Raw genomic sequence first — 24,847 nt, 5'->3', positions numbered from 1 at the left:
TTTTCGGGAAGCTCGCACGGATGTAGCGGATCGCATGTGAAGTGCGGTCAAGTTCGGTTAAGTTAGATTAAGTTGGCTGGCGAAATCCGTAGCCCACGCGATAGAAGAACGTGCCCGCCACGCTGCCATTCTTCTGCACGGCCCGTCTTTCGACGGGGCCGATAGTGTCGAACCACTTTGCGAGCTCCTCGCCGGAGACACTGTTTTCCTTCACGCCGTACAGGATGACGACGCGGCCCGCGGACGCCTTTCCGGCGTGCCAGGTGCCGAACATCAGGCCGTTCTGTCCGAAAAGATTCTGGCTGGTGATGTCGTCCAAGGCTGTTCGCCCTTGGCCATAGAAGCCGAGTTGGCTCGCGATATTGTAGGCATCCATGCCGACGAGCAGCGGCGAATATCCGGTTTCGGCTGCGACCTTAGCCTTGATCTGCTCGGCGCCGGCGGAAAACTCCTCCCAGGCGATCGGTAGGCCGCGCAGGGTGCTGGAATAGCCGGTGAACGGAAGGCCCAACGCCAGATAGTGCAGGAACAGGGCGAAGCACAGGATGCTCGTTGCCGTGCCGACTTTCAACGCCGCAACCAGCCGTGCCCTGCGGCCTTGTTTCACGGCGTCTGCAACGATCTTCGCCATCGCCGGCAGCAGCGCAAGCCAGAGCGGTCCGGTCCAGTTCAGCTTGACGCCGTGCAGCAGGCTGAAGCCAAGGAAGACGGACAGTGGGACGAGGGTGAAGACCAGGATGAACGTGGCAGGCCCGCGCATGGCGAGATGGTCGGCAAGCCGCACCAGTCTGGCCATCGTGATGCCTGCCAGTGCGAGTCCGACGGGGCCAAGCAAGGCTGTGATGAACATCGAAAGCGTGTGCGTGGAGAACCGGATATCCGCCAGCCATCGCCGGCTTCCCTGGAACTGGAAGGACGCCCAGTCGTGGGTGGCGTTCCAGAGGATCACGGGCGAAAACAAAGCGATGGCGATGGCTGCACAGAGATAGGGCCATTTCGACAGGAACCAGTGCCGGGATTGCGGATGGATGATCAGGAAAACGATCGTCGCCGGCCCGAGCAGGGCGATCGTGTATTTCGACAACATGCCGAGGCCGATGCAGATGCCCACCCCGAGCCAGGCTCTTCGGCGCCGTCCGATCAAGCCACGTTCCAGAAAATACAACGCTCCCGCCCAGGCAGCCGTCAGCGGCGCGTCCGGCGTCATGACGGTGCCGATGGCGAAGAAGAACGGGAGAATGGACACGAGCAGCAGGGCCAGGAAGGCCGATGTGCGGCCGAACAGGTTGTCGGTAAGGCGAAAGAGGAAGAACGCCGTCAGCAGCCAGCACAGGGTTGCGCCCGCGCGCACGCCGAACTCGGAATTGCCGAAGATCGACGTGCCGAGCCATATCAGCCACGCGACCATCGGCGGGTGATCCAGATAACCCAAGGCCGGATGCTGGGCATAATTCCAGTAATAGGCTTCCTGCGGGATAAGGTCGATGCTGCCCTGGTAGACGATCCGGATCATGACGACATAGGCGGCAACGGCGACCGAGGCGAGTTTCCACCGGGTCGTCGACGGCAGGAACGTATCGCTGCGGAAGACGTAGAACTCGTTTCCGACGTAGCTGACGATGCCGCCGCCGGCGATGCCCAACATCAGCACCCACAGGAAGGGTAGCCCGAGGTCGGAGGCCGTCGCAATGAAACCACCGCGCATCGCCAGGGCCAGCACGGAGAGAAGCAGAAAACGCGCGAACCGCGTGCTGTTGCCTGCGCGGTCTTTGAAGGACCATTCCGCGTGTGCCAGGTAATTGAAGAGGGCCGCAAAGCAGAAACCGGACATATGCGCGACGGTGATGTCGGCGCCAAGAATGCGCATCATCGACACGATGGCGAAATCCAGCACGAAGCCGGCAAAGCCCACCACCGCAAAACGATGAAAGGTGTCCGAGGTGTCCGTTCCCCTGGAAAACCGCACCAACTGGCCAAGATAGGCCGCGAACTGGCGCGCGCCGATCTTCGATTTCCCCTTGATCCGGTCGGTGAAGGAGATCGGGACCTCGGTGACCGTCAGGGCGTCGCCACCGGCGAAGATTGCCTCCAGTCCGATCTTGAAGCCTTCGGCATGGGAGCCGGCGGCCAGCAGGCGGTCCCGCTTCACGGCGAAAAAGCCTGAAAGCGGATCGCTCACGTCGGTGAAGGGCGAGGCGAATGCGCCGCCGAGCCGGGAGAGAAGGCGGCGGTGGAGCGGCCATCCGACGGTGCGTCCACCCTCGACATAGCGGCTGCCGACGGCCATGTCGAAACGCCCGGAGGCGAGAGGGCGGACGAGATCTGGAATGGAACTCGCGGGATGGCTGCCGTCCGCGTCGAGAACGACAAGGATCGGGAACCGCGCCTTCGCCGCTGCCGAAAACACGTCCTCCGCCAGTCCGCCGGGGCCGTCGTTCCTGACCAGGCGAATGGGGTGCCGACTTGCCCAGCGATTCGCGCTTTCGCATGTGCCGTCGGTCGATCCGCCATCCGTGACGATGATCTCGAAATTGAAGTGTTCACGCACGCTGTCGATGATGTCGCCGAGGATGCGGTCGATGTTCTCCGCTTCATTCAGCGTCGGCACGATGATCGAGACGGCGGGGCGGATGTCCTGGACATCCGATAGCTGGAAGGCCTTGGCGTGTTCCGCCTCATGCGACGGCATCCGATATGAAAACATGGAGCTCTCCGGGCAATGCAACGCGCAGTCGGCAATCCGACGACGCCATTGCCTGGAACTAGCCGCTCCCCCGGCCGGATGGTTTTAAGACTTATTAACGTTTGCTCGGAGTTGTTGCCTTGGCAGGCGCGGGAGAAACATCTCTTAACAAGACAAAACCCATCCCAAAGCGAATCCCCACCAATTTTCGCCCCGCGGCCCATGCGGCCTGCAGAATGCTAACGCACCCAGGAGTGAACATTGTCTTCCGAGATAAAACAGACGGGCAACTGGTTCGTCAGGAGCCAGACGGAACTCGTCATCCTGACCGGCGGTGCGAAAAACAGCCCCATCGTCCAGAAAGACACCCAGCCGTCGGTCATGATGTTCGTGGGCTACAAATTCTGAGGCATGGTAGCGGCGGAGCCGCAGCAACAAAAATAAACACAATTGTTGCTGACAGCCACGATGGCGGGCGGGATAGTCTTTGCCGGGAGGGCGACCGGAATGGCTGAGGTCATGAACAACACTGCGAGCAATGTTCTCGCCCAGGCGTCTGCCCGCATCCTCGTCGTCGAGGATGACCGCGATATTGCGAGCATGCTCATCGAGCTTATGCGGGAAGCCGGATACGCGGCCGAGGCCGTCGGTTCGGCGCTCGAAATGGACCGCCTGCTGAGAAAGAAGGAGTTCCAGCTCATCATCCTGGATGGAATGCTGCCGGGCGAGGATGGCTTCAGCATCTGCAGGCGGATCCGGTCGTCCGATACGATACCCATCCTCATGCTGACAGCCCTGTCGAAAGAAATCGATCGGGTCGTCGGGCTGGAACTGGGCGCGGACGACTATGTCACGAAGCCGTTCAACTCCAGGGAGTTGCTGGCGAGAGTGAAGGCGCTCCTGCGGCGTTCGTCCTATTCGATGCAGGTCAAGCCGAGCCTGGAAAGCATGACATTCGCCGGCTGGCGGATCGATCCCGTCACCCGCGAACTGACCGACAGCGACGGCGTGCATGTGTCGCTCACCACGGCGGAATTCGATGTGCTGCTCGTCTTCTGCCAGAACCCTCGGCGCGTCATGACGCGGCAGGACATCTTGACCCGCACGCATGCCGGCTCCGCAGGACCCGTCGAGCGCAGCATCGACGTGCATGTCAGCCGCGTCCGCCAAAAGATAGAGCCGAACTACAAGGACCCCACCTTCATTAAAACCGTCCGCCTCGGTGGCTACATCTTCACGCCGGAGGTGGAGGTAGAGACATGATCGACCGCTTTCGCAAGGCATCCATACGGTGGCAGTTCATAGCGGTGGCGTTGTTTCCGATCCCGGTGATCATCGTGTTTATCATTGCGATGCTGCCCGAGCCGCTCATTTTCTACAATGAGAAGCTGCTGATGGTCCGGCGCACGCAAATCGAGATGATCGTCACGCAGTTCAGGAATGCGGGCGACAATCCCGAGGTACAGGACCTGGTGCGCTCCAGCGCGCCTCTCGGCCTCGAATTGACGGTCGTGCCGTGGAGTTCCGCGAGCGAAGCGCAGGCGCGCGCGGAAGATACCCATGCCGTCTCGGACGAGCTGCGCCGCCTCCTGCCTGACGATTTCGAAGCGGTGGCGCTGCAAAACCCGCCGGGAAGCGAGCGGCACAATTCGGTAGCGGTGCGCCTTGACGCGCGGCGTGCCCTCGTTATCGGCTTCTCCAAGGCCTACAATTCCCCGTCGTTTCTCAGCCTGGTTCTGGAGTTCGTCGCCAAGCTCACCATCCTGATGCTGCCGATGCTTCTGCTGGTGCTCTACATGGGGCGCATGATCACGTCGCCTCTCGTGCGTTTTGCGGATGCGGCAAAAAGATTGCGTCTCGACGACAATGAGGACGAGCTGTTCACGGCCGAAGGCGCCAAGGAACTTCATACGCTCGCGACGTCGCTCAACAACATGCGGCGGCGTATCCGTAGAATGGTCGACGACCGGACGCGGATGCTGACGGCCGTGAGCCACGATTTGCGAACGCCGCTGACCCGGCTGCGCATGCGCGTGGAGCGCTCCAGGGACCCGGCATCACGGGACGCGATGCTCGCGGATATCGAAACGCTGACCACCATGATCGAGGAAAGCCTGCAATATCTGAGCAGCAATGCGACCGCCGAGCCGATGAAAAAGGTCGATATTTCCAGCCTGCTGCAGACGATCACCTCGGGATTCTGGGATCTCGGCCATACGGTGCGCTACAGCGGGCCGGAGCGGCTTGGATATCTGTGCAGGCAAAAGGCGCTTGTCCGCGCGATCACCAACATCGTGGAAAATGCGGTGCGGTTCGGCACGGTCGTCAGCGTCGAATTGCGCAGCAATCCGCAGGGCGGCGCGGTGATCACGGTGAGCGACAACGGTCCCGGCCTTGAAGAAGGGCTCGAGGAAAAAGTGCTGGAGCCCTTCTTCAAGGCCGACGAGGCGCGGTCGCCGAATTCCAATAGCGGTTTCGGATTGGGGCTTTCGATTGCGGACGAAGTCGTAAAAGGCCATGGCGGTTCGCTCGCGATGGAGAATATTTTGCCGCATGGCCTGCGCGTGACGATACATCTGCCGGCGATCCAGGCCATCTCGGTTCAAAGCAGCGCGCGCTTCGTCGCAAAAGGGAAGGCCATCGCTTAAGCCTCCGGCCTTGGCGAAGCCCTCTCCCGTGCGACCATCCCCGGAAAGGTGCAGGCGTGCCTCTCGGCCGTGCGGGCACGGGCTGCGTCGCGCAGCAGTTGCCGCATCTGTCTCAAGGATACTCCGTCTGCCCGCATCATCTGCCGGATGAGCGGGTCCTTCAGAATCTCTGCCATCGTCATTTCGCGCTCGGTCATCGTGATCTCCATTCTGCTGCCGTTTGGATAGCCGCGGCACAAAACCTCGCGATGTCAAAACGGGGACGAAACCAAGGCGTTTGGTGAAGTTTTGTTGCCGGGCGCCAAAGCCCGCGCGCCAACATCTCTTAACAACACGAAACCCAAGGCAATGATGAATCAGACCTAATGCCGTCAGATGCGATTTCGAAGGAAGCTTGGCATGAGACAACGGCGGCCTGCTGCGGCTGAAAACCAATGGTCTATCGGCGCTCGACAGCCATTTTCTTTCTTCCCCTGAGAGTGGCCAACGTGCATCGCTGCATTGCCATCCTCATGCTGGTTTTCCTCGCCGGCTGCGTGGCGCCGGACCGCATCGCCTACGGGCCGCGTGCCGCGGCAAACGCGGCGATCGAGGGCTTCGAGCATATCCGCATCTATGCGGATACCGGGCGAGACCTGCCCGATGCGCGCGGCTGGCTGCCGGTCCCGGCCCGCAACGAAATCAACTATCTCGTCCTGTCCGGTGGCGGCGCGGGCGGCGCCTTCAGCGTCGGCGCGCTGAAGGCCTGGTCGGATAAGGGCGGGCGGCCGCAGTTCGACATCGTCAGCGGTGTCAGCACGGGCGCGTTGATTGCGCCTTACGCTTTCCTCGGCTCCCCCTACGACCACACCCTCGTCGATCTCTATACGAGCGGCGTCGCAAAGGAGCTGATCGATGCAGACTTCTTGCCGAAGGGCCTACTTGGCGCGAGCCTCCTGAAGCAGGCGCCGCTTCGCACGATGGTGGAGCGCTACCTGACGCGCGACATTCTGGCGAAGATCGCTGCAGAGCATCGCAAGGGTCGGCGCCTGCTTGTCCTGACCTCGAACCTCGATTCCCAGCGGGCGGTGATCTGGAACATGGGCGCCATCGCCAATAGCGGCCGGACCGATGCCCTGAAACTGTTCCAGGACGTCATCATCGCCTCGGCAAGCATCCCCGGCCTCTATCCCGCCGTCCTCATCAAGGCGACATCCGAGGGCAGGGCATTTGAGGAGATGCATTCCGACGGCGGTTCGGCCTCCCAGATCCTCACGATCCCCGAAGGCTGGATGGCGAGCTCCGACAAGGTCGATTGGCCAAAAGGCTTCAAATTCAACATGTTCATCATCGTCAACAACGCGCTCATTCCGGAATTCTCGACGACGACGAACAACACGTTTGCCGTCATGGCGCGGGCGAATTCCGCTCTGATCAAGGCGCAGACGCGCAGCGCGCTGCTGGCCACCTACGTCTATGCCCAGAAGACCGGCATCCGGTTTCATGTGGCCTCGATAGACACGCAGGTCCCCTACAAGATGACCGACCCGTTCAACACCAACTACATGCGCGCCGTCTACAATCTTGGTTATGCAAAAGCGGCGAGCGGCAGCCTGTGGAAAGACAGGCCGTCTTTCAGCGAGCCGTTGAGGATCGCCCAACCTGTGGAGCAGGCGCCATAGATGCACCGGCCCGTCCTCCCTTTAAAAAATCCTGACAGGAGACTGAAAATGCTGCATCTTTCCATTGGGCGGCACCGACCGCTCGGCGCCGCGCTTTTCCCTTGCCTCGTCGTGTCGATCCTTGGCGGCTGCGCCTCGGTGCCGCTGGAGCAGGCGAATTCACTGGCATCCTATGAAGGCCTCACGCCCGTCGACGGGCGCCTGAGAAAGGCGAAATACAAGGCCGTGCCCGGCGACCTGGGCACGATCCGGACGGTCTACATCGAGCCGACCCGGATCTCGCCGACCGCAGCGCTGTCGACACAAAAATCCTCGGAACAAGCCTTGGTGGCGAACGCCATCAGCCGCGCACTGTGCATCGGCGTCAGCGACCGCTTTGCAGTGGTCGAGCGAAAGGAGGATGCCGATCTCGTCGTCCATGCCACCATCGTCCGCATCGTGCCGACCAATGCCACGGTCGCCGGCGTCTCGACGGTCGCCTCGCTCGGCTCCTCCTTCGTGCTTCCCGTGAGCGTGCCGAGACTGCCTTTCGGCCTCGGCGGGCTCGCCGTCGAGGCCGAGGCGACGACCAGGGACGGAAAGCAGCTTGGCGCCATGGTCTGGGCCAAGGGTGCGAATTCCCTGACCACGGATGCGCGGGTTTCCCAGGTCGGCGACGCCTATTCACTCGCAAGCAGTTTCGGCAACGATTTTTCAAAGATGCTCGTTACCGGCAAGACGCCGTTCAAGGGCCTGCCGAAGCTGCCGTCCTCGCAGAAGCTGAAATCCAATCTGGGCGGCAAGCCCAAATATCTTGCATGCGAACGGTTCGGCCGGGCGCCCGGCCTCAAGGATTTTGCTGGCGCGCAACTCGGCATGCCGCCCTCCTGGACCGACAAGGCAGGCGCGGAGCAGAAACGCTGAGCACGGTGCCCAAGCGCAATCTTTCGTAATGCGATGAAACACCGAGAGCGTCATGGATCGGTAGCCTTTGATCCGGATCATGCCGGGGCGATGTGCCTTCGGATCAATCGGAAGGTGGTTTCATGCGTGAGAAATCCAGCTCACATTCAACGCGCGCCCGTTTGCTGCTGGGCGTCCTGCTGCTGTCTTGCCCCGTGACGCTGAAAGCCCAGGAGCAGATGCCGGTTACGGTCGTCGTCGCCCGGCAGAGCACGGTGACCGAGCAGGTTTCCGTCGTCGGCTCGGTGGTGTCCCGCGAGGAAGTGCAGGTGCATTCCTTCATCCAGGGGCAGGAGATACGGCAGATTCTCGTCGAGGCCGGGCAGTATGTCGAAAAGGGCCAGCCGCTCGCCGTGCTCGACACGACCGATGCCCGGATGCGGCTCGCTCGCAATGCCGTCAGCATGCAGCGGGCAAAGGCAGCCGTCGCGGTGGAGGCCGCCCGGGTGGATGTGGCGCGGGTGACGGAAGCGGAAACCGCGAGCGTTTTCGAGCGCAGCCGCGTGCTGCATGCCAGAAACGTCATCTCGCAACAGGTCTTGGACCAGCACCGCAACGCCCATGAGAGGGCGGCGGCCGAACTGGGCCTGGCGCGTCAGTCTCTTGCCCTTGCGGAGGCGGAAGCCGCTTTGGTGACCCGCGAACGCGCGGAAATCGAGCTGACGATCGAGCGCAGCACGGTGCGGGCTCCGATGGCCGGGCTCATCCTCAGCCGCACGGCGCGCCTCGGCGCGATGACCTCGGACGCCGCCACGCCGCTGTTCCTCATCGCGGAAGAGGGGAGCATGGAATTCGTCGCCTCCGTGGTGGAAACGAATTTCGTTCGCCTGCAAAACGGCATGCGCGCCGACGTGATGCTTCCCGGCCACGAGGATCCTGTTTCCGGTACGCTGAGGCTGAAGGCCGCGCAGCTCGATCCTGCGACCCGCAGCGGTCAGGTTTATATCGCGCTCGACAGGCGGGATGGTCTCACGCCCGGCGTTTTCGCGCAGGGACGCATCGATGTTTCCGAACGCCAAAACATTCTTCTTCCGGGCAGCGCGGTGAAGACCGTGCGCGGCGCGGACACGATCTTCGTTGTTACGGAAGGCGCCGTGGATGTGCGGCCCGTCACGGTCGGTGCCCGTCAGGGCGGCCTGGTGGAGATCACGCGCGGCGTCGATGACGGGGAGATGGTGGTCTTGAAAGCGGGCGGATTCCTGAAGGCGCAGGACAGGGTGCAGCCGGTCGTCGCAACGCTGGATGCCGCTCCGGCGGACAGATTGGCCGCCTCCCTGCCGAGCGTCGATGAAACGAGGGAGATCCGGTGATGAACGCCAACATTTCCGCCTGGGCCATTCGAAACCCGCTGCCGTCGTTCCTGTTCTTCGTGGTGCTGACCGTTGCAGGGCTCTACAGTTTCTCCCGGCTGCCCGTCACCTATTTTCCGGCGATCGTCACCCCGCTCGTGCGCATCACCGTCGAGCAGTCCGGCGCCACGCCGGTCGAGCTCGAAACCGAAGTGACGCGGCCGATCGAAAACGCGGTCGCATCCCTACCTGCCGTCAAGGAACTGACATCGACGGTCGACCAGGGTCGCTCCGTGACCACCGTCGAGTTCGAGCTCGGCCTGGTCTCGCCCGACCGCGCGATGGACGACGTGCGGGATGCGGTGGCGCGCGTGCGGGGCGATCTGCCCGATGGCATCGACGAGCCGGTGATCGAGCGGCTGGAAGAGGAAGCCCAGTCCGTCGTCACCTACGCCGTTTTCAGCCAGGACATGACGGTCTCGGACCTGTCTTGGTTCGTCGACGACGTGGTGGCGCGTGATCTCCAGGGATTGCGCGGCGTCAGCCGGGTTGAGCGCATCGGTGGCGGCGACAGGGAGATCCGCGTCGAACTCGATGCCGACAAATTGCAGGCGCTTGCACTCACCGCCGGCGCAGTCAACGAAACGATCCGCCAGAGCCAGCTCGAACGATCGGGTGGGCGCCAGGAGATCAACGGCCGCGAACAGGTTCTGACGACCGCCGCTTCCGCCGAGACCGTTTCGAGCCTGGCCGAGCGGCGCCTTGCGCTGGCCGGAGACAGTTCCGTTCGGCTTGCGGACATTGCAAGCGTTCGCGACACCATTGCGGAACCCCGGTCCTTTGCGACGTTGAACGGCGAAGAGATCGTGAGCTTCGCCGTCTCGCGCTCGCAGGGCGCAAGCGAGGTGGGGGTCGCCGAGGTTGTTGCGGTCGCTGTTGCCGAATTGGCGGTGAAGAACCCGGCCGTCCAGTTCCGGCTGGTAGATGACAATGTCTCCTATACGACGGGCAATTATCGCTCGGCGATGAACACCTTGCTGGAGGGTGCGGCACTTTCCATCGTCGTGGTCTTCCTGTTCCTGCGCGACTGGCGGGCGACCATCGTTGCCGCCGTGGCGCTGCCATTGTCGATCATCCCGACCTTCTTCGCGATCGACCTTCTCGGCTTTTCGCTTAACATCCTCAGCCTGCTGGCCATCACGCTGGTGACCGGCATCCTTGTCGATGATGCGATCGTCGAGATCGAGAACGTCGTCCGCCATCGCAACATGGGCAAGTCCGCCTATCGGGCCGCGCTCGACGCTTCTGATGAAATCGGGCTTGCCGTCATCGCGATTTCCGCGACCATCATTGCGGTCTTTGCGCCAGTCGGGCTGATGAGCGGCATCGTCGGCCTCTATTTCCGTGAATTCGGCCTGACCGTCGCCATCGCCGTGTTCTTCTCCCTGCTGGTCGCACGGCTGATAACGCCCATCCTCGCCGCCTATTTCATGACCGGCCATCCGCGGACGGAGTCGCGCGACGGTCGCCTGTTGCGGGCCTACCAGAGCCTGTTGAGGATGAGCCTTCGCTGGCGATGGGCGACGATCGCCGGCGCTTTCGGCCTGTTCGCGCTCTCCGTCATGTCGCTTGCATCGGTGCCGACGGCCTTCCTGCCAGATGAAGACATGGGGCGGTTGACGCTCACCGTGGAATTGCCTCCGGGCGCGACACTGGAAGAGACCCGCGCCATCACCGATGAGATCGCGGCTCGCGCGAGTACATTCCCCGAGGTCGAGGGTGTTTTCGCACGCGCGGGGGCCAGCATGAACGGGCAGCAGGATCTGCGCTATGCCGTGATCCTGATCGACCTCGTGCACAAGACGAAGCGGGACCGCTCCTCCTTCGCCGTCGAGGCGGACATGGAAAACAAGCTCGCCTCCATCGCCGATGTGCGCCTGAGGTTCCTCAACAATCGCGGCGGCCGCGACCTGTCCTTCGCTGTTCTGGGAAGCGATGGAGAAGCGGTGCAACAGGCCGCCGATGCCATCCTGAACGAGATGTCCGGCGACCCGAGCTTCGTCAAGCCCGCAAGCGACAATGTCGCCACGCGCCCGGAACTGCGGATGTCCGTGTTGACCGACAAGGCCGCGCTGCTTGGCGTAACGCCCGCCGTGATCGCCGACACGATCCGCCTCTCGACGATCGGGGACACAGACAGCAGGCTGGCGAGCTTCATCGACGGCTCCCGCCAGATCCCGATACGCGTCGTGCTCTCGCCTGACGCACGCGACCGGCTGCCGATCCTGCAAATGCTGTCCGTGCCATCAGACAAGGGCAACCATATCCCCTTGTCCGCCGTCGCCGACATCGGCTTCGACGAGACGGTCGCCGCGATCGATCGTTTCGATCGCCAGCGCCGGATCGAGATCGGCGTGGACCTGAAGGACGGCATGACATCGGGACAGGGCCTCGACCGGCTGATGCAGCTCGAGAGCGTGAAAGCCCTTCCGGAGGGTGTCCGCCTTCAGGCGACCGGCGATTCCGATTCCGAGGGCGATGTCTTCGAGAGTTTCTTCGTGGCGATGGGATCGGGCATTATGCTGGTTCTCATCGTGCTGATCCTGCTGTTTCGCAGCGTTCTGGCGCCCTGGACCATCCTCGCCTCCCTTCCGCTGTCGATCGGCGGCGTTGCCGCAGGGCTTCTCTTCAGCGGCAATGCGATGTCGCTTCCCGTGGTTATCGGCATCCTCATGTTGATGGGCATCGTGACCAAGAACGCCATTATGCTGCTCGACTTCGCGATCGAGCGCGAAGCGCATGGGCTTTCCCGCACGGAGGCCATCGTCGAGGCCTGCCTGGAGCGGGTGCGCCCCATCGTCATGACGACGCTCGCGATGGTGGGAGGAATGGCGCCCTCCGCCTTCGGATTGGGCGATGGCGGCGAGTTTCGCGCGCCCATGGCGATCGCCGTCATCGGCGGGCTGCTGGTGTCCACGGTGCTGTCGCTGATCGTGATCCCGTCGCTGCACCTGGTCATGTCGGGCCTGGGCGACCGGGTGAGCCGGACGTTCGGACCAATGGTCCGTCCAGCCGAGACGCAATAAGGCGTACAACTTCTTAATCAGTCGAAACAAATCTTTAAGCCGGCGCGATCCCGCCCGTGGGAAGGAAATCCATCGACTTTCCTTCAAGCACAGACATTGCGACATGCTCTTCATCGTTTGCCGATCACGGAAACTGCACCCAGCGACGGGCAAGCGGGCAGGGGAGGCGGATCATGGCTGAGGTCCGCGCTCCCTTCCTGCAGCAATACCGCATCAATACGCTCCGCCTCTTCGGCGCCGTCGCGTTCGCATTGCTGGCCGTGACGGCGTCGCCGCCCGGTGCGCCGCTTGTGAATTCCCTCTTCGAACTGACGGGATTGCTGGCAATCTTCACGGCCATTGCCGGTCGCGTGTGGTCGCTGTTCTATATCGGTGGACGCAAGAATGCCGAACTCGTCACCGACGGCCCCTATTCGATCACCCGCAATCCCCTTTACCTGTTCAGCCTGATCGGCATTGCCGGGCTCGGCGCGCAGACCGAGAGCTTGTTGTCGATGGTCGCGATGACGGGCATCGCCTATTTCGCCTTCGACATGGCGATGCGGGGCGAAGAAGCCTTCCTCGCCGGCCGTTATGGCCACAGCTTCGAGCACTATCGCCGGGTGACACCGAGGCTCCTGCCGGATTTCTCGCTCTGGCGGGAGGCCGACGATACCCCACTGCGATCCGAGAAAGCCGTCAGCGGCCTCAAGGACGGCGCCGTCTTCCTGGCCGCCTGGCTGGGCATCGAGCTCATCAAGCTGGGGCAGGCGGCGGAATTGCTGCCGGTCTTCTGGACATTGCCGTTCTAGCACCTGCCGCGCAGTCGCCCCATTTCCTCGCAACAAAACGTAACAAAGCGAAATGTTTGTCGCCCGCGTGATAAGCATTATATGCGCGTTCAGGTTGGGAAGACGAGAATGCAATCGAGTTCCGCAAATGCAAGAATCCTGATTGTCGAAGACGATCCGGAGATCGGCAGTCTCCTCGCGCTGACGGTGCAGGAGAGCGGGATGATCGCGACCGTCGCGGAAGACGGGCGGGTGATGCAATCCCTGCTGCGCAACAACGAATTCGACCTGATCATTCTGGACGTGATGCTTCCCGGCGAGGATGGCCTCAGCATTTGCAGGCGCATCCGCTCGGAGAAGACCACGCCGATCATCCTGCTCACGGCGCTGGGGGAAGAGATCGATCGCATCGTCGGGTTGGAAGTGGGCGCCGATGACTATGTCACCAAACCCTTCAGCCCCCGGGAGATCGTTGCCCGTATCCGCAGCCTTCTGAGGCGGGCGTCCTACGGCCTGGCGAACAATGTCGATCAGCGCAAGCTGCGCTTCGATGGCTGGCAGATCGATCCGCTGCGCCGGCAGCTGCATGATCCGAGCAATGCCAGGGTGGCGCTGACCACGACGGAGTTCGATCTGTTGCTGGCCTTTTGCCGGAATCCCGGCCGGATCATCACCCGCGAAGAGCTTCTGTCCCTGACCCATAGCGGCCTTGCCGGACCGATCGAGCGCAGCATCGACGTGCATATCAGCCGGTTGCGCCAGAAGATCGAAGCGGACCCGAAGACGCCGGCGCTGCTGCACACTGTGCGGCTCGGCGGCTACATGTTCACCGCCCGGGTCGAGCAATCCTAAGGCCAATCGACATTCAGCCCATGCCGGCCTCCAAACGGCAATTTTCCGCGCTTCCGGTGCTCACGTACCAAAAGTACGCAGCGCTCCGGATCGCGGAAACGCACCATTTTCGGCACGGCCTGGACTGAATGTCGATTGGTCCTGGCCACTTGTTGTGGGCAAGAAGCCGGAATTGCTCCGGCTTCTTTGATCGCTTCAGTCAGAATTTGTAGCCGACGAAGATCGAGGCCGAGGGCTGAAGCTTCTTTTCCACGATCGGGCTGTCGGCGGCGTCTCCGGTCAGGATGCCCAGCGCCGCCTCGCCCCGCACGAACCAGTCTTCACTGAGCCCATAGGTGGCGGATGCCGATACGTTGACGCGCTTGATACCGGCTTCCGCCTTGTATTCGGAAAGGCCGGATGCGGCCGCCTGTGCGGCGTTCACGCCGAAATAGGCCTGCATGTGCTTGTCGTTGGCAACGACAACCTCCGCCCCGGCACTGACCATCAGCCGTTCGGTCACGGGCGCCGAATATTCGACGCCGACCGTTCCGATGAGGCTTTCGCTTCCCTCGATCGTCTGGTCGAGCGTTGCGTAGAACTCGAAGGCGTTCCAGGTATAGGCCGCTTTGGCACCGACGGTTGCGGCGAAGTCGATGTCGCCGAGGCCATTCAGGCGGTCATGGTCATCCTGGTCGCGCCCGGTTTCATAACCGACCTTGCCCGCGAGCGAGAAGCCGCCATTCCGAAGCGCGGTAATGGTCGCGCCTGTCGGATCGATCTCCAGCCATTCGCCATAGGTGAAGATGACGAGCGGAACGGGGCTGACCTTGAACTCGTCGCTGCCTTCATATTCCGGTTCATAGATGCCGCCGGCACCGATGATGAGGCTCCAGCTCGGTTTGACGGCCTCGTTGTTGAACCGCTCCTGGTCGAAGGGCGGCTCCTGTGCCTGGTCCGCCAGGCTGGCATCGGCAGCCAGCACGGTGGATGCCGTTCCGAGCGATGTGAACGTGACGAACAGCGCGCTCCGGGTAAGGCGCCAGTCGATATGCTTGGTACAAAACATGAGTGCTCCAGTGATTTGACACGGGATGCCGGCCGCAGCGGCGAACCGTGTGTGCAACCTCCTTGTCTTTTCATGGATCAGGATTGGGCTGGATGTTGTTGTGTTACGGTTTGTTGCCGGCGGGCGATGGCGTCGGATCAGCGGATGTCCGGCCGGCCTTAATAAATCGACACAAAACGTAACGCAGTTCGGTCACGCGGGCCTGTTTCCATTACCCTATCGATGACAGTGTCGGTTGGACAGGCAGAGTTTGTGCGCGGCGAAGGCTTGCGCGAGGAGGCGCGTTGAGGTTTCGCTTATCCAAATTGATTTCGACGATTCATGGACAGATCACGATCATCGTCTTTCTTGCCCTTGTGATGGTCATCTCTGCCGGCTCCGCGCTGGAGCGCTGGATGCGTTCGGACTTCAAGATCATCGACCTCGAGAATATTTCCGAGCGCGTCTCCGCGATCGGCTCGGTGCTGGCTGAAGCCAAGCCATCGGAACGTGTGACCATTCTGGAGATCGCCAATCGCGGCGATTGGAAATTCTCGATTCGTCCTCTCTCCCTGTCGCAGCAGTTCACCACATCGTCGCCCACCGAGCCCTTTGTCGACGTGGTCGTGGACTGGCTGTTCCCCCCGGACGACGGCGCGGAGCCGCTTGGGGGCTGGCGAACCTTCATCGACGGCAAACGCATCATCGCCGCCAAGATCGACGATAGCGAGATGCTGGTTCTGGAAAGCCTGCCGGGACCTTTCCTGCGCGGCGATGCCTTGAATTTGGGTTCCAACTACCTTCTCGCGGTTGTCATCCTGATGATTCTGTTTTCCGCCTTCGCTGTCTGGACGATCACGCGTCCGTTGCGCCGCATTGCGGCGGCGGCAATGCGGGCGGATCTCTCCGTCGGCCCAGCCCTGTTCGAGGAGCGTGGAAGCGAGGAGATCGTGGCTTTGGCACGCGCGTTGAATGGCATGCAAAGACGCATCTCGACGATGGTTGATTCGCGGACAAGAATGCTGCGCGGCGTCAGCCACGATCTGCGCACGCCACTCACCCGGTTGCGGCTCCGTGTCGAGCGCGTGGACCAGGAGGAGGTGCGGGAGGCCCTGCTTGCCGATGTGGAGCGCATAGACCGTCTTTTGAAGGAAAGCCTCAGCTATCTGCGCGACAACCACCGGACCGAAGCGTTTGAACGCGCCGACCTTGCCTCGATCATCCAGACGGTGTGCGACGAATTCGAGGACATCGGCCACGATATTACCTACCGCGGACCGGCCCGTTTGATCGCGAATTTCAAGCCGCTCGCGATCACGCGGGCGGTGACGAACCTGTGCGAGAACGCCACGAAGTTCGGCAACAGCGTTCGCGTCGAGCTCGGAGTAAGCGCGGGTATGGCGACCATCGACGTGGCCGACGACGGCCCCGGCATTCCCGCCGAGCATCGCAGCCGGGTACTGGAACCGTTTTACAAGGTCGATGCGGCCCGCGGAGGAACCGGCGCCGGTTTCGGCCTTGGTCTGTCCATCGTCGCCGAGATCGTGCAGGACCACGCTGGGAAACTGGAGCTGCTCGATCGGCATCCGAACGGGTTGATCGCACGGATTGCAATCCCGACCTGAAGGCGGGGAACTCGACAGCCGCACCCGGGCGGGCTAGATCATGACCATGAGTTTACGCTTCGATCCCGCGTCTTTCGTGCGCGCTGCTCTGCTGTTCGTGGTTTTGGTGTTGCTGGCGACGTTCGGCCGGAATCTGGGCTGGGTTCGCAGCTTTCTCGGCGATGTACTGGCTGTGGGATGGGTCTTTTACGCCATACGGGCCTTCGTAAAGGCGCGAGCATGCTCGATAGCTGCCATCGCCTTCGGCATCGGCGTCGCGGTGGAACTGGTGCAACTCCTTCTGACCAGCTTCGATGTGCAGATACCCAACCGAATCCTCCGCATCGTCTTTGGCGCGACGCCGGACTGGTGGGATATTCTGGCCTACGCCATGGGTGCGGCGCTTGTCCTTGGCGTGAATTTGCCGAGCTCCGCACGAGAGAGGGAAATACAAGGCAAGTCCTGATCGCTTTTCCGCGGCGCCGTGACCTATGCGAAGCGGTCACCCGAAGCTACAAGGAGAATTCTGCTTGTGTGATCGCGAAGGGTGAAATGGTTCGGAAACCGGCGACTTTGAAGGATGTGGCGGCGCTGGCCAATGTGTCGCGCGCAACCGCCGCCCGCGCCTTGAACAGTTATGGCTATGTCGGCGACGAGACCGCACAGAAGGTTCAGGCGGCGGCGGAACAGCTCGGTTATCGCGGCAACCGCTTGGCGCAGGCGCTGCGCAACGGGCAGTTGCCGATCGTCGGCTGCATCCTCGGCGATATCCAGAACCCGTTCTTCGCCCGCATCGCGCACGATATCGAGGTGCTTGCCCGCGAGCGTGGGCACAATCTCGTCATCGGCAGCAGTGAGGAAGAACTGGCGCAGGAGATCTCCCTGCTGGCGAGCCTCCAGTCGCTCAGCATCCGCGGCTTCATCGTCGCGCCGACATCGGCCGACAACAACGCTCATTTGCAGGGCCTGATTGCGGAAAATGTGCCGCTGGTGCTGATCGACCGCGTCGCCGAGGGCGTCGATTGCGACAGTGTTCTCGTCGACAACGAGGGTGGCGCGCGCAAGGCTGTCGAGTATCTCATCGGGATGGGCCACCGTCACATCGGCCTGCTGCAGGACGACATGCGCATCTTCACCTCGCGTGAGCGCATGAGCGGATATCAGGCAGCGCTCGCCGCCGCCGGTATCGAGCCGAACGACCGAATGGTCTCCGTCTCGCAATCCACGGTGGAACATGCGGTCGACGCGACGATCCGCCTCTTCAGCCAGAAGAGCCCGCCGACGGCACTTTTCACGGTCGACAGTTTGATGACGCAAGGGGCTCTTCTCGCCTTCCGCTCCATGGGCATTTCCATTCCGCACGACGTTTCGCTGATCGGTTTCGACGACTTCAATCTGGCGACGTTCACCGATCCGCAGATCACCGTCGTCTCGCAGCCAGTCTCGGAAATCGGCCGTGCGGCGGCGCGCCTGTTGTTCGACAGGCTCTCCGGCAAAAACGAACCACCACAGAAAATCCGCTTTGAAACCAAGCTGATAGTGCGCGGCTCCGTCAGCCGGCGAAGCGGCGGCTGAGCGCCGTACACAAGCCCTGAAAAAATTCCGGAATCCTACTTGCCAGCGCAAAATTCTTGTGCGGTAATAGATGTGAGATCGATCTCACATCATCTCAAAGATTATTTTCGCGCAGATGCTATCCGCTTCGACAGCGATTTGGCGCAGCGCAAAACGGGAAGGTTCTAATGCTCAACTTCGATAGAGATCGCTTTGTGAAGATACAAAGCGGCGCAGTCGCCATCGCCGACGATGTGCGCGCCCTGATGCGCGATCTGCTCAACGACGGTCTGGAACGCATCTTCTTCATGGGGACCGGCGGCGTGCAGTTCCTCACCCAGCCGGCCATTGAGCTTGCGCGCATTTCGACTGTGTTCCCGGTTTCCGCGGCCTATTCCGCGCAGGTCGTCCTGGAGCCGCCTGCAGGCCTCAACGAGAAGGCGCTGGTCGTCCTGCCGTCGCTGTCGGGCACGACCAAGGAGAGCGTGCAGCTTCTCGCCTTCCTGAAGGAGCGGGGCGTGAGGACGCTGTCGCTCACCGGCCACAAGGACACGCCGCTCGGCCGCGATGCCGACTACAATTTCACCAATTTTGCCGAGGACGACACGTCATCGGAATCGTTCTACCTGCAAACCCTGATCATTGTGCTGGCGCTTCTCGCCGAGCGCGGCGAATACCCGGATTTCGACGCGACCGTCGCCGAACTCAAGCTGCTGCCGGATCTGCTGGTTTCGGTGAAGGAAAGCTACGAGGCGGATGCCGCCACGCTTGCCAACGATATCAAGGACGAGACTTACCACATCTTCACGGGTGCAGGCTCCGCCTGGCCGGAAGCCCACTATTACGGCATGTGCATCCTCGAGGAAATGCAGTGGATCCGCACCCGTCCGGTCCAGGCATCCGACTTCTTCCACGGCACGCTGGAGCTCGTCGAACCGGGCGTCAGCCTGTTCATCTTCAAGGGCGAGGATGCCTGCCGGCCGCTGACCGACCGGGTGGAAAGTTTCGCCAAGCGTTACACCGACAAGGTGCGCGTGCTGGATGCGGCCTCCGCCAGCCTTCCCGGCGTTTCCGCGAAGACCCGCAGCCTGATTTCCCCGGTCATCCTGGCCACGATGCTGGAGCGCCTGAGCGCCCATCTGGAAGTCTTGCGCGACCACCCGCTGACCACGCGCCGCTATTACAAGCGCGTCGAATATTGAGTTTTTCCCGGTCCGGCGGTGACGCCGGACCGGATTCCAGATTTTTGCATGCCCCAAGAAACCAAAGACAACAGAGAGGAACTGCGAAATGAAAGCCAACACGTTCTTGAGCACGACGAGCCTCGGATCGCTTGCCGTCGCCGCATTCGTTATCGGCGCCGTCGGCAGCGCTTCTGCGGCCGATCCGGTCGTGGCCGACCCCAGCGCGACGGTCGAATATTCGGGCACGGTCAGCGTACTGACGAAATTCGGCCTCCAGCAGCTTTCTCCCTTTTTCGTCAATGCAGCTCAGGCATATGAAAAGCTTCACCCCGGCGTAAAGGTCGAACTTATCCAGGAGAGCGACGACAGCGTGAAGGGTAAGACGAAGGCGCTCGTCGCATCCAATTCGCTGCCGGACGTCTATTTCACCTGGACGGGAAGCTGGGGCGAGAATTTCGTGCGCGGCAATCGCGCCGTCGATCTGACGTCGGTCATCGGCCCGGACACCGAATGGGGCAAGACGCTCGCCACAGCCGCGGTCTCCGCCTTCCAGTACAACGGCAAGCTCTACGGCATCCCGCTTTATCTCGACGCCAAGTTCATGGGCTACAACAAGAGCCTGTTCGAAAAGGCGGGCGTTTCCGAACCCAAGACCTTCGACGAACTGCTGACCGCCTGCGCGGCGCTGCGCAAATCCGGTGTGACGCCGGTCTCCTTCGGCAACAAGGAAGGCTGGCCGGGCGTGCACTATGCGGGCCAGTTGCTCGCCTACAACGTGCCGCAGGCGACGCTCGAAAAGGATTTCGTCCCGGCCACGGCCGACTATGCCGATCCCGGTTATGTCGTCAGCCTGACGCAGTTCAAAAAGCTGATCGATGAATGCTCGGACGGATCGGGCACGAACGGCTCGTCCTATGCCTCGGCCATACAGCAGTTCGGCAGCGGCAAGGCCGCCATGTACTATCAGGAGATCATCGAGTTCGACCAGGCAACGGCCGAAGGCGCGCTGAAGCGGGAGGATTTCGGTTTCTTCAAGCTGCCGGCGCCTGCCGATGCCAAGGGCGACGTCAAATCCATCGAAGGCGCGCCGGAAGGCTACATGATCAGCGCGGCCTCGAAGAACATCCCGCTCGCGATCGATTTCATGCGTTTCGTCACTTCGGCTGAAAACGGCAAGGTTCTCTCTGCGCCGCCCTACGGCCAGCCGAGTGCGACCGTCGGCGGCTATTCCGCCGACAGCATGAACCCGGCCGTCGTCGGTGGCCTGAAGGTGATCGCGGATTCCTCCTATCTCATGCCCTGGCTCGATACGGCCAATCCGCCGCGCGTAGCGGCTGCCTGGCTTTCCGGCCTGCAGGCGCTGGTCGGCGGCACCATGAGCCCCGAAGAGGTCATGGAACGCGTCAAGGAAGCGGCGGCTTCGTCCAAATAAGGGTAGGGCCGGCAATGGCTGTCATGAAGCATGAACACGAAGGTGAAGCCGCCAAAATCGGCTTCACCGGGCCGAGCCGGGTCGAGAAAGACCGGTTCGGCCCGATCGCCGGGGTCCTGTCGTTCCGCTGGGTCCTCATCGCCTTCGTCCTGATCCTCTGGTTCGTCTACTACCCGATCATCGACAATTTCATCGTCAGCACGAAGAACCAGGACATCTTCACCGGCGAGACCGCCTTCATTGGACTGGACAATTACCGTCGCTTGCAAGGCGATCCGGTCGTCTGGACGGCGATCGTCAACAACACGCTCTATGCCGTCATCTCCGTCGTTTTCCAGGTTTTCGGCGCCTTCGTGCTGGCGGCCCTCATCGAAGGGCTCACCGAAGAGAGATGGCGCCGGTTCTGGCGCGCGGTCTATTTCGTGCCCTCGGCCATCTCGATTACCGTCACCGGCCTCCTGTTCTATTTCATTTATCAACCCGATATCGGCCTCCTGGATTCCGCACTGACGCAGATCGGGCTTGCGGAGTGGTCGCGCGCCTGGCTCGGCGAGGAAGGCACCGCGATCTACGCCATCATCGCCATGAGCCAGTGGCAGGGTTTCGGCTATTCGACGCTGCTCTTCGCCATTGCGATCCAGAAGATCCCGCGCGAACTCTACGATGCGGCGATCATGGACGGGGCAGGGACCTGGCGGCGCCTGTGGAACATTACCTTTCCGCTCACCCGCGAAATGACGGGTCTCATGGTGATCGTCACGATCACCGGCGCCTTCCAGGTCTTCAACGAGGTCATGGTGATGACCGGCGGCGGACCCAACAACAGCAGCCAAGTGCTGGGCACATGGCTTTACCAGCAGGGCTTTATCGAAAACGACTTCGGTTATGGCGCGGCCATCGCAACGGTCATCTTCGTCATCACGCTGATCACCGGCTTCGCGCAGCTCTGGTACACCAAGAGACGGAGGGTCGACCTGTGAGCGTCTCCCATCACACGCGGGAAACCGAGCGCACCGACTTCGTCGCCGTGCTGGCGAAAACGTGCCTCGTCACCTTCCTGATCAGCCTCGGCTTCGTCGTGCTCTATCCGCTATTCTGGATGGCGATGAACGGCTTCAAGACCAATGCCGAAATCTTCGGCAACCCCTTCGCGCTGCCGAGCGGCTTCAGCATTGCGAACTATATTTCGGCCTGGAACCAGGGTATCCGGAACTACATCGCGACAAGCGTCATCGTCACGCTCGGCTCGGCCGTCTGCACGGTGCTGGTCAGCGCCTGGACAGCCTATGGCCTGACCCGCTCGAAACTGCCCGGAAAGCCGTTCTTCGTCGGCATCGTGCTCGGCGGCCTCATGCTGAGCCCGACGGTGGCCGTCATTCCGCTCGTACGCATGATGCAAGATCTCGGCCTCTACAACACCTATTGGGCGCTGATCATCCTCTACACCGCCTTCCGCATTCCCTTCACGACTTTCCTCATCCGCGCCTACATGCTCGGGCTGCCGCGCGATCTGGACGAGGCGGCCATCATGGATGGCGCCAGTGAAGGCCAGATCTTCTGGCGCGTGACGCTGCCGCTCTGCAAGCCGATCCTGGTGTCCTGCGTGATCCTGCACGTGCTCTTCGCGTGGAACGAATATCTCTTCGCGATGATCTTCACCAGCGGCGCGGACCTCCAGACGCTGCCCGTCGGCCTCACCTCCATCATGGCGAAGCATGGAACGAACTATGCCGTCGTCTTCGCGGCGATGACGCTCTCCGCCCTTCCCATCGTCATCACCTTCTTTGCGGCCCAGCGCTTCTTCATCCGAGGGCTGGCCGAAGGCATTGGGAAATAGAATGAACAAGGTCAATCCCACCCTGATCGCCGTCGGCGACAATTGCCTCGACGCCTATCTCACCAAGGGTTTCGTCACCGTGGGCGGCAACGCCCTCAATGTCGCCGTGCAATGGCGGCGGCAGGGATTAAACGCCCGCTATTTCGGCGCGCTGGGTCTCGACGAGGAAGCCGAGATCATGTTCGGTGCCATCGAGGATGCGGGTCTCGACCGCGGCGACATCGAGATACGCCCGGGCTCATCTGCCGTCACGCTTTTGACCGATGATGCCGGTGAGCGGCGCTTTCTCCTCGAATCCCTCGGCGTCGGGGAGGAATATGTTCCAAGCACCGAACGCTATGCGGCACTGCGCCACGCGGACTGGGTGCATCTCGGCACCAATTCCAGCGAAAGATTGGTCCGCCGTCTCGTTGCGGATGGTGCGCCGTTCAGCATCGACGTCTCCACCCGGCATTTCGACTTCTCTCTCGAAGGCGTGCCGCTGGTTTTCGCCTCCGGCCCGGATGATCCGGCGGAGCCCGTCGAGCCGCTGATAGCACGGTTCAGGGCGGCGGGCGCGCGCCAGGTCGTGATCACCTGCGGCAAGCGCGGCTCCTTCTATGACAACGGCAGCGCCCTGTTTTCCGCGGGCTCGGTGCCGGTGGCGGTGGTCGATACCTGCGGCGCGGGCGACAGGTTCATCGCGAGTTTCGTCGTGTCGCGCCTGTTCGAAAACCGATCGGAGCAAGCCGCCCTTGAGAGAGCCGCGGCCGAGGCTTCGGAAACCTGCACTCATCTCGGCGGGTTTCCCCAGCCGATCCTCGCGATCCCGCAATGGCTGCTCGACAAATATGACAGCGTCATCCGCACGGCACAGAGGGCCTGAGCATGAACACCATCACGATGAGGCCGCCCGTGGCGGCGGCGAAGGCGGATCGCTCCTTCTGGCTGCAAAGCATCGATGCGGACGCCGTCACCGCGCCCTTGTCGGGAAGCGAGACCTGCGACGTGGCGATCGTCGGCGGCGGCTATGCCGGCCTGTGGACGGCGCTCCGAATCAAGGAACAGTCTCCGCAGACGGAGGTGACTGTGCTCGAAGCGGATTTCTGCGGCTCCGGCGCCTCGGGCCGCAATGGCGGGCAGGTCCACACCTGGTTTGCGGAAATCGACATGCTGCGCGCGCTTGTCGGCGAGGATGATGCGCTCATGCTCTGCCGGGCGACCGCTGATGCCATCGAGGAACTGCACGGCTTGCAGGCCTCCGGCACGATCGACATGGACCTGAGGCTCGACGGCTGGTTGTGGACGGCAAGTTCGACTGCGCAGGAAGGCGCCTGGGCGCAAGCCGAGGCCCTCAGCCGTGCGCTGGGCGAAGCGCGCTTCCAGCCGCTTCAGCGTGCCGAAATCCTGCGCCGCACGGGCTCCGCCGCGTCCTATGTCGGTATCATGGAGGGGAGGGCAGGCACAGTACAGCCGGCAAAACTTGCCCTCGGCCTGCGCCAGCTCGCCCTTTCCAAGGGTATCGTCATCCACGAGCACAGCCCAGTCATCGAAATCGCCCCGGGTCCGCGACCGCAATTGCGCACAGTGACGGGCGCGCTGTCCGCCGGCAAGGTCGTGCTTGCAGCGAACGCCTGGCTCTCCGCTATCCCGGAATTGCACCCCTATCTCTACGTGGTCAGCAGCCAGGTTATCGCCACCGCACCCGCGACGGATATCCTGGAGCGGATCGGCTGGGTCGACGGTGCGTCGATCTGCGATGCGCAGCATCACGTGCTCTATTATCAGCGAACGCCGGCCGGCAACGTCATCTTCGGGCGCGGCACGGGCGGCATCGCCTATCGGGATCACATCGACGGTCGTTTCAACCGCAGCGGCGATGCGGGGGCGGACAATATCCGCGAACTGCACCGGGTCTATCCGCAGCTTAAGGACGTGCCCGTTCTCTACGACTGGAGCGGCCCGATCGACTGCACGGCGCAGCACCTGCCGGTCTTCGGACATCTCAAGGACCACGCGAACATCTTCTACGCCATGGGCTTTAATGGCACCGGCATTGCGCAGGCGCCCGTCGCCGGCCGTATCATGGCGAGCCTCGTTCTCGGCCGCGACGACGCCTGGTCCCGATGCGGACTGGTCGGCCTTGACAACCGCACCAAGCTGCCGCGCGAACCCTTCCGCTATGTCGGCGCGAAGGTCGTGCGCCGGGCCATTCGGCGAAAGAACGATCTCGAAATCCTCAACCGGAAACCGGATCGACTGACGCGGTTCCTCGCCGGGCTCGCCCCCTGACGGCGCG

Annotated in this window: 21 protein-coding genes; 18 read left to right on the top strand and 3 right to left on the bottom strand. The window is 62.2% G+C overall.

The annotated features are described in order from the left end of the window. Positions 1–67 precede the first annotated feature (67 nt). Entirely contained in the window at positions 68–2,704 is a 2,637-nt protein-coding gene (locus tag J2Y63_RS07645) for a glycosyltransferase family 39 protein (protein WP_435265561.1), read from the bottom strand. A 240-nt stretch (positions 2,705–2,944) separates the two neighbouring features. Between J2Y63_RS07645 and J2Y63_RS07640 the strand changes: the two genes are divergently transcribed. The 3 genes from J2Y63_RS07640 (at position 2,945) to J2Y63_RS07630 (ending at position 5,331) form a co-directional block, all read left to right on the top strand. Beyond that, positions 2,945–3,091, top strand: a complete 147-nt coding sequence (locus tag J2Y63_RS07640; RefSeq protein ID WP_435265560.1) for a MipA/OmpV family protein — start codon at positions 2,945–2,947, stop codon at positions 3,089–3,091. 99 nt (positions 3,092–3,190) lie between these two features. Beyond that, positions 3,191–3,946 carry a response regulator gene (locus J2Y63_RS07635; RefSeq protein WP_435265559.1) on the top strand — a complete coding sequence of 252 codons (756 nt, stop codon included), beginning with the start codon at positions 3,191–3,193 and terminating at the stop codon, positions 3,944–3,946. After that, positions 3,943–5,331 carry a sensor histidine kinase gene (locus tag J2Y63_RS07630; protein WP_435265558.1) on the top strand — a complete coding sequence of 463 codons (1,389 nt, stop codon included), beginning with the start codon at positions 3,943–3,945 and terminating at the stop codon, positions 5,329–5,331. The genes J2Y63_RS07635 and J2Y63_RS07630 overlap by 4 nt, the downstream gene beginning before the upstream one ends. On the opposite strand, the gene J2Y63_RS07625 is transcribed toward J2Y63_RS07630, so the two are convergent. After that, entirely contained in the window at positions 5,328–5,528 is a 201-nt protein-coding gene (locus J2Y63_RS07625) for a hypothetical protein (RefSeq protein WP_435265557.1), read from the bottom strand. The genes J2Y63_RS07630 and J2Y63_RS07625 overlap by 4 nt on opposite strands. Positions 5,529–5,819: 291 nt before the next feature. Between J2Y63_RS07625 and J2Y63_RS07620 the strand changes: the two genes are divergently transcribed. From J2Y63_RS07620 to J2Y63_RS07595, 6 genes are all read left to right on the top strand, one after another. Further along, positions 5,820–6,992: a patatin-like phospholipase family protein gene (locus J2Y63_RS07620; RefSeq protein ID WP_435265556.1), complete on the top strand. Its 1,173-nt coding sequence runs from the start codon at positions 5,820–5,822 to the stop codon at positions 6,990–6,992. A 48-nt stretch (positions 6,993–7,040) separates the two neighbouring features. Beyond that, positions 7,041–7,895: a DUF3313 domain-containing protein gene (locus J2Y63_RS07615; protein WP_435265555.1), complete on the top strand. Its 855-nt coding sequence runs from the start codon at positions 7,041–7,043 to the stop codon at positions 7,893–7,895. Positions 7,896–8,017: 122 nt separating this feature from the next. Then, positions 8,018–9,244 (top strand): efflux RND transporter periplasmic adaptor subunit, encoded by a 1,227-nt coding sequence (locus J2Y63_RS07610; RefSeq protein ID WP_435265554.1) that lies wholly within the window; start codon positions 8,018–8,020, stop codon positions 9,242–9,244. Beyond that, on the top strand, positions 9,244–12,309 hold the full coding sequence (locus tag J2Y63_RS07605) for an efflux RND transporter permease subunit (protein ID WP_435265553.1): 3,066 nt from the start codon (positions 9,244–9,246) through the stop codon (positions 12,307–12,309). Before J2Y63_RS07610 ends, J2Y63_RS07605 begins: the two co-directional genes overlap by 1 nt. A 173-nt stretch (positions 12,310–12,482) precedes the next feature. Then, positions 12,483–13,100 carry a methyltransferase family protein gene (locus J2Y63_RS07600; RefSeq protein ID WP_435265552.1) on the top strand — a complete coding sequence of 206 codons (618 nt, stop codon included), beginning with the start codon at positions 12,483–12,485 and terminating at the stop codon, positions 13,098–13,100. Between the two features lie 108 nt (positions 13,101–13,208). Next, complete coding sequence (locus tag J2Y63_RS07595) at positions 13,209–13,931, top strand: response regulator transcription factor (protein WP_435265551.1); 723 nt, start codon at positions 13,209–13,211, stop codon at positions 13,929–13,931. 199 nt (positions 13,932–14,130) lie between these two features. Here J2Y63_RS07595 and J2Y63_RS07590 read toward each other — a convergent pair whose 3' ends face one another. Then, positions 14,131–14,979, bottom strand: a complete 849-nt coding sequence (locus J2Y63_RS07590; RefSeq protein WP_435265550.1) for a MipA/OmpV family protein — start codon at positions 14,977–14,979, stop codon at positions 14,131–14,133. 284 nt (positions 14,980–15,263) lie between these two features. Between J2Y63_RS07590 and J2Y63_RS07585 the strand changes: the two genes are divergently transcribed. The 9 genes from J2Y63_RS07585 (at position 15,264) to J2Y63_RS07545 (ending at position 24,840) form a co-directional block, all read left to right on the top strand. Beyond that, complete coding sequence (locus tag J2Y63_RS07585) at positions 15,264–16,583, top strand: ATP-binding protein (protein WP_435265549.1); 1,320 nt, start codon at positions 15,264–15,266, stop codon at positions 16,581–16,583. Positions 16,584–16,623: 40 nt separating this feature from the next. Then, a complete protein-coding gene (locus J2Y63_RS07580; RefSeq protein ID WP_435265548.1) occupies positions 16,624–17,028 on the top strand; it encodes a DUF2809 domain-containing protein in 405 nt (134 codons plus the stop codon). Positions 17,029–17,114: 86 nt separating this feature from the next. Further along, the gene (locus J2Y63_RS07575) at positions 17,115–18,137 is read left to right on the top strand and encodes a LacI family DNA-binding transcriptional regulator (protein ID WP_435265547.1); all 1,023 of its coding nucleotides are present in this window, start codon (positions 17,115–17,117) and stop codon (positions 18,135–18,137) included. A 167-nt stretch (positions 18,138–18,304) separates the two neighbouring features. After that, the gene (locus J2Y63_RS07570; protein WP_435265546.1) at positions 18,305–19,318 is read left to right on the top strand and encodes an SIS domain-containing protein; all 1,014 of its coding nucleotides are present in this window, start codon (positions 18,305–18,307) and stop codon (positions 19,316–19,318) included. An 88-nt stretch (positions 19,319–19,406) separates the two neighbouring features. Beyond that, entirely contained in the window at positions 19,407–20,732 is a 1,326-nt protein-coding gene (locus J2Y63_RS07565) for an ABC transporter substrate-binding protein (protein ID WP_435265545.1), read from the top strand. Between the two features lie 23 nt (positions 20,733–20,755). Beyond that, positions 20,756–21,712, top strand: a complete 957-nt coding sequence (locus tag J2Y63_RS07560) for a carbohydrate ABC transporter permease (protein WP_435265544.1) — start codon at positions 20,756–20,758, stop codon at positions 21,710–21,712. Continuing rightward, complete coding sequence (locus J2Y63_RS07555) at positions 21,709–22,569, top strand: carbohydrate ABC transporter permease (protein ID WP_435265543.1); 861 nt, start codon at positions 21,709–21,711, stop codon at positions 22,567–22,569. Before J2Y63_RS07560 ends, J2Y63_RS07555 begins: the two co-directional genes overlap by 4 nt. Before the next feature lies 1 nt (position 22,570). Beyond that, a complete protein-coding gene (locus J2Y63_RS07550) occupies positions 22,571–23,434 on the top strand; it encodes a PfkB family carbohydrate kinase (RefSeq protein WP_435265542.1) in 864 nt (287 codons plus the stop codon). 2 nt (positions 23,435–23,436) lie between these two features. Continuing rightward, a complete protein-coding gene (locus J2Y63_RS07545; RefSeq protein WP_435265541.1) occupies positions 23,437–24,840 on the top strand; it encodes an NAD(P)/FAD-dependent oxidoreductase in 1,404 nt (467 codons plus the stop codon). The last annotated feature ends 7 nt before the right edge of the window (positions 24,841–24,847 follow it).

This window comes from Shinella sp. BE166 (assembly GCF_051201095.1).
GTDB classification, from domain to species: Bacteria; Pseudomonadota; Alphaproteobacteria; order Rhizobiales; family Rhizobiaceae; genus Shinella; species Shinella lacus.
Note: the sequence above shows the minus strand (reverse complement) of the source record. Positions and strands in the feature narration are given on the sequence as shown.

What these genes read in the sequence shown, in the direction of transcription:
- J2Y63_RS07615 (WP_435265555.1), top strand. Translation starts at nt 7,041, where the DNA reads ATGCTGCATCTTTCCATTGGGCGGCACCGACCGCTCGGCGCCGCGCTT.
- J2Y63_RS07545 (WP_435265541.1), top strand. Translation starts at nt 23,437, where the DNA reads ATGAACACCATCACGATGAGGCCGCCCGTGGCGGCGGCGAAGGCGGAT.
- J2Y63_RS07600 (WP_435265552.1), top strand. Translation starts at nt 12,483, where the DNA reads ATGGCTGAGGTCCGCGCTCCCTTCCTGCAGCAATACCGCATCAATACG.
- J2Y63_RS07570 (WP_435265546.1), top strand. Translation starts at nt 18,305, where the DNA reads ATGCTCAACTTCGATAGAGATCGCTTTGTGAAGATACAAAGCGGCGCA.
- J2Y63_RS07560 (WP_435265544.1), top strand. Translation starts at nt 20,756, where the DNA reads ATGAAGCATGAACACGAAGGTGAAGCCGCCAAAATCGGCTTCACCGGG.
- J2Y63_RS07605 (WP_435265553.1), top strand. Translation starts at nt 9,244, where the DNA reads ATGAACGCCAACATTTCCGCCTGGGCCATTCGAAACCCGCTGCCGTCG.
- J2Y63_RS07635 (WP_435265559.1), top strand. Translation starts at nt 3,191, where the DNA reads ATGGCTGAGGTCATGAACAACACTGCGAGCAATGTTCTCGCCCAGGCG.
- J2Y63_RS07580 (WP_435265548.1), top strand. Translation starts at nt 16,624, where the DNA reads ATGACCATGAGTTTACGCTTCGATCCCGCGTCTTTCGTGCGCGCTGCT.
- J2Y63_RS07630 (WP_435265558.1), top strand. Translation starts at nt 3,943, where the DNA reads ATGATCGACCGCTTTCGCAAGGCATCCATACGGTGGCAGTTCATAGCG.
- J2Y63_RS07625 (WP_435265557.1), bottom strand. Translation starts at nt 5,528, where the DNA reads ATGACCGAGCGCGAAATGACGATGGCAGAGATTCTGAAGGACCCGCTC.
- J2Y63_RS07645 (WP_435265561.1), bottom strand. Translation starts at nt 2,704, where the DNA reads ATGTTTTCATATCGGATGCCGTCGCATGAGGCGGAACACGCCAAGGCC.
- J2Y63_RS07590 (WP_435265550.1), bottom strand. Translation starts at nt 14,979, where the DNA reads ATGTTTTGTACCAAGCATATCGACTGGCGCCTTACCCGGAGCGCGCTG.
- J2Y63_RS07550 (WP_435265542.1), top strand. Translation starts at nt 22,571, where the DNA reads ATGAACAAGGTCAATCCCACCCTGATCGCCGTCGGCGACAATTGCCTC.
- J2Y63_RS07610 (WP_435265554.1), top strand. Translation starts at nt 8,018, where the DNA reads ATGCGTGAGAAATCCAGCTCACATTCAACGCGCGCCCGTTTGCTGCTG.
- J2Y63_RS07595 (WP_435265551.1), top strand. Translation starts at nt 13,209, where the DNA reads ATGCAATCGAGTTCCGCAAATGCAAGAATCCTGATTGTCGAAGACGAT.
- J2Y63_RS07565 (WP_435265545.1), top strand. Translation starts at nt 19,407, where the DNA reads ATGAAAGCCAACACGTTCTTGAGCACGACGAGCCTCGGATCGCTTGCC.
- J2Y63_RS07575 (WP_435265547.1), top strand. Translation starts at nt 17,115, where the DNA reads ATGGTTCGGAAACCGGCGACTTTGAAGGATGTGGCGGCGCTGGCCAAT.